9 protein-coding genes and 2 pseudogenes are annotated in these 9,292 nt (G+C 63.0%); all 11 read left to right on the top strand.

Annotated features, from left to right (window positions below):
* A pseudogene (locus tag DYI24_RS14550) lies at positions 1-499 on the top strand (chlorophyll synthesis pathway protein BchC); the annotation flags it as partial.
* Positions 499-1,497 (top strand): chlorophyllide a reductase iron protein subunit X, encoded by a 999-nt coding sequence (locus tag DYI24_RS14545; protein ID WP_107346495.1) that lies wholly within the window; start codon positions 499-501, stop codon positions 1,495-1,497. The pseudogene DYI24_RS14550 and the gene DYI24_RS14545, both read left to right, overlap by 1 nt.
* A 23-nt stretch (positions 1,498-1,520) precedes the next feature.
* Entirely contained in the window at positions 1,521-3,110 is a 1,590-nt protein-coding gene (bchY, locus tag DYI24_RS14540; protein ID WP_107343539.1) for a chlorophyllide a reductase subunit Y, read from the top strand.
* Positions 3,110-4,558, top strand: coding sequence for a chlorophyllide a reductase subunit Z (bchZ, locus tag DYI24_RS14535; protein ID WP_107343540.1), 1,449 nt, complete (start codon positions 3,110-3,112; stop codon positions 4,556-4,558). The genes bchY and bchZ overlap by 1 nt, the downstream gene beginning before the upstream one ends.
* Positions 4,559-4,634: 76 nt before the next feature.
* Complete coding sequence (locus DYI24_RS14530) at positions 4,635-4,859, top strand: hypothetical protein (RefSeq protein ID WP_107346496.1); 225 nt, start codon at positions 4,635-4,637, stop codon at positions 4,857-4,859.
* 153 nt (positions 4,860-5,012) lie between these two features.
* A complete protein-coding gene (gene pufB / locus DYI24_RS14525) occupies positions 5,013-5,210 on the top strand; it encodes a light-harvesting antenna LH1, beta subunit (RefSeq protein WP_011157086.1) in 198 nt (65 codons plus the stop codon).
* A 15-nt stretch (positions 5,211-5,225) separates the two neighbouring features.
* Positions 5,226-5,417: a light-harvesting antenna LH1, alpha subunit gene (pufA, locus tag DYI24_RS14520; protein ID WP_011157087.1), complete on the top strand. Its 192-nt coding sequence runs from the start codon at positions 5,226-5,228 to the stop codon at positions 5,415-5,417.
* Positions 5,418-5,548: 131 nt separating this feature from the next.
* Complete coding sequence (pufL, locus tag DYI24_RS14515; RefSeq protein ID WP_107354746.1) at positions 5,549-6,382, top strand: photosynthetic reaction center subunit L; 834 nt, start codon at positions 5,549-5,551, stop codon at positions 6,380-6,382.
* 27 nt (positions 6,383-6,409) lie between these two features.
* Positions 6,410-7,333, top strand: coding sequence for a photosynthetic reaction center subunit M (pufM, locus tag DYI24_RS14510; RefSeq protein WP_107343541.1), 924 nt, complete (start codon positions 6,410-6,412; stop codon positions 7,331-7,333).
* A 285-nt stretch (positions 7,334-7,618) separates the two neighbouring features.
* Positions 7,619-9,052 carry a transcriptional regulator PpsR gene (ppsR, locus tag DYI24_RS14505; RefSeq protein ID WP_107343542.1) on the top strand — a complete coding sequence of 478 codons (1,434 nt, stop codon included), beginning with the start codon at positions 7,619-7,621 and terminating at the stop codon, positions 9,050-9,052.
* Positions 9,045-9,292, top strand: a pseudogene (locus DYI24_RS14500) (chlorophyll synthase ChlG); the annotation flags it as partial. The gene ppsR and the pseudogene DYI24_RS14500, both read left to right, overlap by 8 nt.

The raw sequence follows: 9,292 nt of genomic DNA, 5'->3' as shown, positions 1-9,292 counted from the left end.
CGACTGCATTGTCGGTCACGGCGTGCTCGGTCGTTTGTTGGCGCGGATTTCGATCGCGCTCGGCAATCCGCCGCCGGTGGTGTGGGAAAAGAACCCGATCCGCAGCGACGGTGCCGAAGGTTATGCGGTGGTCGATCCCGCATCCGACGAACGTCGCGACTATCGCAGCATCTACGACGTCAGCGGCGATCCAAAATTACTCGACACTTTGATCTCGCGCATCGCGGCCACCGGCGAGATCGTGCTCGCTGGATTTTACAGCGAGCCGCTGTCGTTCTCGTTCCCGCCCGCTTTCATGCGTGAAGCACGCATTCGGGTTGCGGCGGAATGGCAGCCGCCGGACATCGGCGCCACCAAGGCGCTGATCGAAAGCGGCAAGCTCTCGCTCGATGGACTGATCACGCACCACCAGGAGGCGGCGTCGGCACCCGACGCCTATCGGATCGCTTTCGAAGACCCTGCTTGCCTCAAAATGGTTCTGAATTGGAGACCGAGCTGATGAACGTCGTTCCGCAGATCAGCCTGCAAGACGCACAACTCCGGGCCGAGGCGTCGGTTGAACCCGATGCCCCGGTGACGACTCCCGTCACCAAGGAAACCCAGATCATTGCGATCTACGGCAAAGGCGGTATCGGCAAGAGCTTCACGCTCGCCAACCTGTCTTACATGATGGCGCAGCAGGGCAAGAAAGTGCTGCTGATCGGCTGCGATCCGAAGAGTGACACCACGTCGCTGCTGTTCGGCGGCAAGGCCACTCCGACCATCATCGAGACCTCGTCGAAGAAGAAGCTCGCCGGCGAGGAAGTCACCATCAGCGACGTCTGCTTCAAGCGCGATGGCGTTTTCGCGATGGAGCTCGGCGGTCCGGAAGTCGGCCGCGGCTGCGGCGGTCGCGGCATCATCCACGGCTTCGAAACCCTTGAGAAGCTCGGCTTCCACGAGTGGGGCTTCGACTACGTGCTGCTCGACTTCCTCGGCGACGTGGTGTGCGGCGGCTTCGGTCTGCCGATCGCCCGCGACATGTGCCAGAAGGTGATCATCGTCGGCTCCAACGACCTGCAGTCGCTGTACGTCGCCAACAACGTGTGTTCGGCGGTCGAGTACTTCCGCAAGCTCGGCGGCAATGTCGGCGTCGCCGGCATGGTGATCAACAAGGATGACGGCACCGGCGAAGCCCAGGCGTTCGCTAAGGCGGCCGGGATTCCGGTGCTGTCGGCGATTCCCGCCGACGAAGGCATCCGCCGCAAGAGCGCCAACTACGAGATCGTCGCGCTGCCGGACGGGCAGTGGGGCCCGCTGTTCGCGACGCTCGCCGAGAATGTCGCCACGGCGCCGCCGGTTCGGCCGAAGCCGCTCACCCAGGATGGTCTGCTCGGCTTGTTCTCCAGCGACGTTACCGGTCGCGATGTCGTGCTCGAGCCCGCCACGATGGAAGATATGTGCGGCGCCTCGGTGCTGAACAAGCCGTCGCTCGAAGTGATCTACGACGAGGTCTGAGATCGGGTGATCGGGAGTTCGTCATGAGTGGGATGTCTCGTTATTCCGGCCGTATCGCCGGGTCGATCGGCGACGATGCGGCGGACTTTTCCGTCGACATCGACGCGCCCGCGATCAATGAAGCCGCGACCAAAACCGACGGTCTCGGCTGCCATGCCGGCGCTGCCGAGATGAAAGCGGCGGCGCAAGCCGCCGGCAAGAGCGACGTGCTCGAACGCTACGCCGCCGACTATCCGAAGGGACCGCACGATCAGCCGCAGAGCATGTGCCCGGCGTTTGGTTCGCTCCGCGTCGGCCTGCGGATGCGCCGCACCGCGACCGTGCTGTCCGGCTCGGCCTGCTGCGTGTACGGCCTGACCTTCGTGTCGCACTTCTACGGCGCCCGCCGCACCGTCGGCTACGTGCCGTTCAGTTCGGAAACGCTGGTCACCGGCAAGCTGTTCGAAGACATCCGCGAGGCAGTCTACAAGCTGGCCGATCCGGCGCAGTACGACACCATCATCATCACCAATCTCTGCGTGCCGACCGCGTCGGGCGTGCCGCTCGATCTGCTGCCGAAGGAGATCAACGGCGTCCGCATCATCGGCATCGACGTGCCGGGATTCGGCGTGCCGACTCACGCCGAGGCCAAGGACGTACTGTCCGGCGCGATGCTCGAATACGCCCGCAAGGAAGCCGAGCAGGGCCCGGTGCAGGCGCCGCGCGGCGGCCGCAGCGAGCGTCCGACCGTGACGTTGCTGGGTGAAATGTTCCCGGCCGATCCGGTTGGTATCAACCTGATGCTCGACCCGCTCGGCCTCGCCGTGGGTCCGGTTGTGCCGACCCGCGAGTGGCGTGAGCTCTATGCTGCGCTCGACTGCCAGGTCGTCGCGGCAATTCACCCGTTCTACAAATCGTGCATTCGCCAGTTCGATCTCGCCGGCCGCAAGGTCGTCGGCTCGGCGCCGGTCGGTCACGACGGCACCGAAGCGTGGCTGGAAGCGATCGGCACGGCGTGCAACGTCGAGCGCTCCAAGATCGACGCCGCCAAGAATCGTTTCCTGCCGGCCATCAAGGCCGCGCTCGCCGCCAAGCCGATCAATGCGCGTATCACCGTGTCGGGCTACGAAGGCTCGGAGCTGTTGGTCGCGCGTCTGCTGATCGAGAGCGGCGCGAACGTGCCTTATGTCGGCACCGCGGTACCGCGCACGCAGTGGTCGGATCCGGATCGCGAATGGCTCGAGGCCAAGGGCGTGCGGGTGCAGTACCGCGCTTCGCTCGAGCAGGACTTCGCGGCGGTCGATGAATTCAAGCCGGATCTCGCCATCGGCACCACCCCGGTGGTGCAGAAGGCCAAGACGATGTCGATCCCGGCCTTGTACTTCACCAACCTGATCTCGGCGCGGCCGCTGTTCGGTCCCGCCGGCGCCGGCTCGCTGGCGCAAGTGATCAACGCCGCGCTCGGCAACAAGGCGCGATTCGACGAGATGAAGGAGTTCTTCGGCGACGTCGGGCAGGGCTATGCCGCCGGCGTCTGGGAAGACACTCCGAAGGACGTTCCGGCCTATCGCGAGAAGTACAAGAAGCAGATCGAAGCCGCAGCAAAGAAGCGCAAGGCGGAGGAGATGATCTGATGCTCGTCCTCGATCACGATCGCGCCGGCGGCTATTGGGGCGCCGTGTACGCCTTCACCGCGGTGAAGGGCCTGCAGGTGATCATCGACGGTCCGGTCGGTTGCGAAAACCTGCCGGTGACCTCGGTCCTGCACTACACCGATGCGCTGCCGCCGCACGAATTGCCGATCGTCGTCACCGGCCTCGGCGAAGAAGAACTCGGCAAGCTCGGCACCGAAGGCGCGATGCACCGCGCCCACAAGGCGCTTGATCCTTATCTGCCGGCCGTCGTCGTCACCGGCTCGATCGCCGAAATGATCGGCGGCGGCGTCACGCCCGAAGGCACCGGCATCAAGCGCTTCCTGCCGCGCACCATCGATGAGGATCAGTGGCAGAGCGCCGACCGTGCGATCTCGTGGCTGTGGAAAGAATACGGCCCGAAAAAAATTCCGGAGCGCAAGCGCAAGGACGGCGAGAAGCCGCGGGTCAACATCATCGGACCGATCTACGGCACCTTCAACATGCCGTCCGATCTCGCCGAAATCCGCCGGCTGATCGAAGGCATCGGCGCCGAAGTCAACATGGTGTTCCCGCTGGGCACACACCTGTCTGATATTCCCAAGCTGGTGAATGCCGACGTCAACGTCTGCATGTATCGGGAGTTCGGCCGGCTGCTGTGCGAATCACTCGAGCGGCCGTACCTGCAGGCGCCGATCGGTCTGCATTCGACCACGCGCTTCCTGCGCAAGCTCGGCGAACTCACCGGCCTCGATCCCGAGCCGTTCATCGAGCGCGAGAAGAACACCACCATCAAGCCGCTGTGGGATCTGTGGCGGTCGGTGACGCAAGACTTCTTCGGCACCGCCAGCTTCGCGATCGTCGCGACCGATACCTATGCCCGCGGCGTGCGGCATTTCCTCGAAGACGAGATGGGGCTGCCGTGCACCTTCGCGATCTCGCGCTGTGTCGGCAAAAAGACTGACAACGAAGCGGTGCGTGCGGCGATTCGTCAGACCCCGCCGCTGATCATGTTCGGCAGCTACAACGAAAGAATGTACTTGGCCGAGACCGGTGGTCGCGCCGTGTACATTCCGGCGTCATTCCCGGGTGCTGTGATCCGCCGTCACACCGGCACGCCGTTCATGGGGTATTCCGGCGCCACTTATCTGGTGCAGGAAGTCTGTAACGCGCTGTTCGACGCACTTTTCAACATTCTTCCGCTCGGCAGCGATCTCGATCGCGTCGATCCGACGCCTGCGCGCCGGCACGAAGAACTGCTGTGGAGCGACGAAGCCAAGGCGCTGCTCGACGAAGTGCTCGAGCAGCATCCGGTGCTGGTGCGAATCTCTGCGGCAAAACGTCTGCGCGATGCCGCTGAAAACAGCGCGCGCCGTGCCGGACAGGAAAAAGTCACTACCGAATTCGTCAGTAAAGCGCGTGCTGCGCTGCTCGACGGACAATCGGTGTAACGATGATTTGAGCTAGAACAATGCGCTTCACAATGTCGCGACCAAATATGAGCAATCCAAGAGTGAGGAGATGACGATGTCCGACTATGTCCACACCGGCCGTCGCTCGAGGGTTCTACCGGATAGTGCCGCGTTCGAATGTCGGGTGATGTTTGGTGCGTGCTACGCGCTGTTTCTGACTCGCGCCATCGTGGTGCGTGCCATGCCGTGGCGCAAGAAATCCGGCTCCCAGGAATCGGTATTTAGCGAGGCTCACAACGCCGCAAGCGTGCTGGTGACCTCCTCGTTCATGGGAATGTAATTCGGGGATTTCGTCCGGCCTCCGCCGGACGGAAGGCTGCCGTTTTGGAGACGAAACGGTAAATCGCTGTCGTTTCGGAAACGATACGGCAATCGTTGCCGCCCTCGCTCGGGCGGCGTGTCGGCCGAAAGGCCATCACTAGGAGGTGACCAAATGAGTGACGGTTCCATCTCGGGACTTTCCGAAGCGGAAGCCAAGGAATTCCACTCGATCTTCGTGACCAGCTTCTTCCTCTTCATCGTCGTTGCGGTTGTCGCTCACATCCTCGCCTGGATGTGGCGTCCGTGGCTGCCCAAAGCGACCGGCTACGCGATGGACAGCGTTCATCAACTGACCTCGTTCCTGTGCTAAGGGGAGACGACTACTATGTGGCGAATTTGGCTTCTGTTTGATCCGCGTCGCGCGCTGGTCCTGCTGTTCGTGTTCCTGTTCGGCCTGGCCATCATCATCCACTTCATCCTGCTGAGCACCAGCCGGTTCAACTGGCTCGATGGTCCGCGTGCGGCGAAGGCGGCGTCGATCTCGCTGCCGTTCACTCCGCCGAGCATGCCGGTCTAATGGCGTGACTCACTGCTTGCCGGAAGGGCTGGGAAACGGACCGATCTGCCGGGCCCACACCCTTCCGGGAAGCGACATGGACTGGACGACGACGATGGATTTTCCCTGGCTCGCACGCGGAGGAACGATCGATGGCAATGCTCAGCTTTGAGAAGAAATACCGCGTTCGTGGCGGAACGCTAATCGGGGGCGACCTGTTCGATTTTTGGGTTGGCCCGTTCTACGTTGGGATCTTCGGGGTGATGACCGTGTTCTTCGCGCTGATCGGCATCGCGCTGATCGCGTGGAATACCGCGCTCGGCCCCACCTGGAATCTCTGGCAGATCAGCGTCAACCCGCCGGACGCGAAATACGGTCTGGGATTTGCGCCGCTCGCCGAGGGCGGCATTTGGCAGTGGGTGAGCATCTGCGCGACTGGCGCGTTCGTCACCTGGGCGCTGCGTGAAGTCGAAATCTGCCGCAAGCTCGGCATTGGCTTCCACGTTCCGTTCGCCTTCAGCTTCGCGATCTTCGCTTACGTTACGCTGGTGGTGATCCGTCCGGTCCTGATGGGCTCCTGGAGCTACGGCTTCCCCTACGGCATCTTCACGCATCTCGATTGGGTGTCGAACACCGGCTACTCCTACGGCCAGTTCCACTACAATCCCGCGCACATGATCGCGATCACGTTCTTCTTCACCACCTGTCTGGCGCTCGCGCTGCATGGCGGCCTGGTGCTGTCGGCGCTCAATCCCGACCGTGGCGAACCTGTGAAGTCTCCGGAACATGAAAACACCGTGTTCCGTGATCTCGTCGGCTACTCGATTGGTACCATCGGCATTCACCGCCTCGGTCTGTTCCTGGCGTTGTCGGCCGTGTTCTTCAGCGCGGTCTGCATGATCCTCAGCGGTCCGGTGCTGGCGGAAGGTGGTTCGTGGCCCGATTGGTGGAATTGGTGGCGCAACCTGCCGATCTGGAATCCGTAATTCAACCGGTCACAAGAGAGTCTTGTCATGGCCCAATACCAGAACATCTTTACGCAGGTCCAGGTTGAAGGACCTGCCTATGCGGGGGTGCCGCTACGTCCCGGCAGCTCTCCTCGCGAGACCCAGACGACGTTCAACTACTGGCTCGGCAAAATCGGTGACGCGCAGGTTGGTCCTGTCTACCTCGGGTTCACCGGTGTGGCTTCCGTGCTGTGCGGGTTGGTCGCGTTCGAGATCATCGGCCTCAATATGCTGGCGTCGGTGAACTGGAGCCCGATCGAATTCCTGCGTCAGTTCTGCTGGCTGGCTCTCGAGCCGCCGAAGCCGGAATACGGCCTGACCATTCCGCCGCTGAAGGAAGGTGGCTGGTGGCTGATGGCCGGGTTCTTCCTGACCGTCTCGATCGCCCTGTGGTGGGTTCGCACCTATCGGCGCTCGCGGGCGCTCGGTATGGGCACTCACGTGTCGTGGGCGTTCGCTTCCGCAATCCTGCTGTACCTGGCGCTCGGCTTCATTCAGCCGGTGTTGATGGGCTCCTGGAGCGAAGCACCGCCGTTCGGCATCTTCCCGCACCTGGATTGGACCAACAACTTCTCGATCAAGTACGGTAACCTGTACTACAACCCCTTCCACTGTCTCTCGATCGCCTTCCTGTATGGCTCGGCCCTGCTGTTCGCCATGCACGGTGCGACCATCCTCGCTGTGAGCCGCTACGGTGGCGAGCGCGAAATCGAGCAGATGCTGGACCGCGGTACTGCACTTGAACGCGCTGCTCTGTTCTGGCGCTGGACGATGGGCTTCAACGCGACGGCCGAATCGATCCATCGTTGGGCCTGGTGGTTCGCGGTGCTCTGCCCGCTGACCGGTGCCATCGGCATCATCCTGACCGGTCCGGTTGTCGACAACTGGTTCGATTGGGGCGTGAAGCACGGCCTGGCGCCGCCGCGGTAATACAACCGCACGTCTATCTGAACGAATGATGCGCGCGCCTGATGGTTATAGACCCAATCAGGCGCGCGCTTCTGCTTTCGGCTCCCGAGAAAGATGACAGCAGGCGGTTCTTTTGTACCGCTGACTGGTGACGAGGGAAGCGGCCTGCTGTAAACGAAGCGCCTCCAACTCCGCCTGAGAGGCCAACAAAACAAAGCCTGAGAAGACTTTAAGAACAGGGCTGGGCTTTTAGGACGCAGACGCCGGAGTGGAGGGACGAGTTCTTGCTGGAGGATATTTGCCCTGGTGCAAGTGTTCAAATCTCCGAAGGAGTCGCTGGGGGATCTCGGTGCACAGTCTGCTGCGAAGCTGATCGCCGCTGCGACCGATGTCGCGCTGGTGGTCGATCCGCAGGGTGTGATCCGGGACGTAGCGTTTACTAGGGACGAACTGGCCCACGAGCTGGACGGCCAGAGCCGTTGGCTCGGCTCGCGGCTCGTTGACATCGTCACCTCCGATACCCAGCCGAAGATCCGCGAATTACTGCTCGACGCCACCGTGCGCGACGCCCCGACCTGGCGCCAGGTCAACCATCCTTCGCCCAATGGCGAAGACATTCCGGTGCTTTATTCCGCGATCAATTTCGGGAGAGACGACCGCCTGCTGGTGGTGGGGCGTGATCTGCGTCAACTCGCCATGATGCAGCAGCGGTTAATCAACGCGCAGCAATCGATGGAGCGCGACTACATCCGGCTGCGGCACGCTGAGACGAGGTACCGGCTGCTGTTCCAGGTGTCGTCGGAAGCGGTGATGATCGTGGATGCGGCGAGTGAACTCATCGTGGATGCCAATCCGGCGACGCTGGCACTGTTCGATACCAGCGCGCCCGAGGCGCTGAATGCGCCGGTGATTGGATTCGTCGACGGTGCCGATCAGCAGACGGTGTTGAACCTGTTCGCCGATGTGCGCTCGACCGGCCGCGACGGTCGCGCCCGAGTCAAGCTGGCCGATGGCCGCCGCGAATGTGAGCTGTCGGCGTCGCTGTTCCGCCAGGAGAACGCGTCGCTGTATCTGGTGCGGCTCGCGTCGCACGGCGCGCCGCCCGAAGCCGGCAGCGCCAAGACTGCGTCGCTGCTGCTCAACTATTTCGAATCCGCCGCCGATGCGCTGGTGATTACGCAATATGACGGCCGGGTTGCCCGCGCCAATCTGGCCTTCCTGGAGATGGCGCAGCTCGGTAGCGCCGAGCAGGCGCGCGGCGAGCTGCTCGATCGCTGGCTCGGCCGCACCGGCGTCGACCTGTCGGTCGCGCTCGCCAATCTGCGCCAGAGCGGGGCGATCAAACTGTTCGCCACCGTACTGCGCGGCGAATACGGCGCGGTCGCCGAGGTTGAAGTCTCGGCGGTCGCCCTCAAGGATAATGATGACAAGCCGTGCTTCGGCTTTGCGATCCGCAATGTCGAGAAGCGGCTGACCACGGCGGCGACGTCGAAGCGCGAACTGCCGCGCTCGGTGGCGCAGCTCACCGAACTGATCGGCCGGGTGCCGCTGCGCGACCTGGTGCGCGAGACCACCGACGTGATCGAAAAATTGTCGATCGAGGCGGCGCTGGAATTGACCGGCGACAATCGCGCTTCGGCCGCAGATATGCTCGGACTGAGCCGCCAGAGCCTCTACGTGAAATTGCGCCGGTACGGCTTAGCTGAACATGCGCCGGAAGGAGACGGAGCCGATGAGTAACAGTGTGGCCGTGCGTCCAGCGCCCTCGGCGGTGCTCGAGGTGCTGCACCCGATCACCTGGTTTCCGCCGATGTGGGCGTTCGGCTGCGGCGTCGTGTCGTCCGGCGTGCCGATCTCCACGCGCTGGGTCGAAGTCATCGCCGGCATCGTGCTGTGCGGCCCGCTGTTGGTCGCCACCAGTCAGGTCGTCCACGACTGGTTCGACCGCGACGTCGACCCCACCCACGACCCGAACCCTCC

This window comes from Rhodopseudomonas sp. BR0C11, from assembly GCF_010820945.1.
GTDB lineage: Bacteria > Pseudomonadota > Alphaproteobacteria > Rhizobiales > Xanthobacteraceae > Rhodopseudomonas > Rhodopseudomonas palustris_H.
Note: the sequence above shows the minus strand (reverse complement) of the source record. Positions and strands in the feature narration are given on the sequence as shown.

Bases quoted from the DNA above. Each gene is read 5' to 3' on its own strand.
- DYI24_RS14545 (WP_107346495.1), top strand. From the start codon at position 499: ATGAACGTCGTTCCGCAGATCAGCCTGCAAGACGCACAACTCCGGGCC.
- bchY (WP_107343539.1), top strand. From the start codon at position 1,521: ATGAGTGGGATGTCTCGTTATTCCGGCCGTATCGCCGGGTCGATCGGC.
- bchZ (WP_107343540.1), top strand. From the start codon at position 3,110: ATGCTCGTCCTCGATCACGATCGCGCCGGCGGCTATTGGGGCGCCGTG.
- DYI24_RS14530 (WP_107346496.1), top strand. From the start codon at position 4,635: ATGTCCGACTATGTCCACACCGGCCGTCGCTCGAGGGTTCTACCGGAT.
- pufB (WP_011157086.1), top strand. From the start codon at position 5,013: ATGAGTGACGGTTCCATCTCGGGACTTTCCGAAGCGGAAGCCAAGGAA.
- pufA (WP_011157087.1), top strand. From the start codon at position 5,226: ATGTGGCGAATTTGGCTTCTGTTTGATCCGCGTCGCGCGCTGGTCCTG.
- pufL (WP_107354746.1), top strand. From the start codon at position 5,549: ATGGCAATGCTCAGCTTTGAGAAGAAATACCGCGTTCGTGGCGGAACG.
- pufM (WP_107343541.1), top strand. From the start codon at position 6,410: ATGGCCCAATACCAGAACATCTTTACGCAGGTCCAGGTTGAAGGACCT.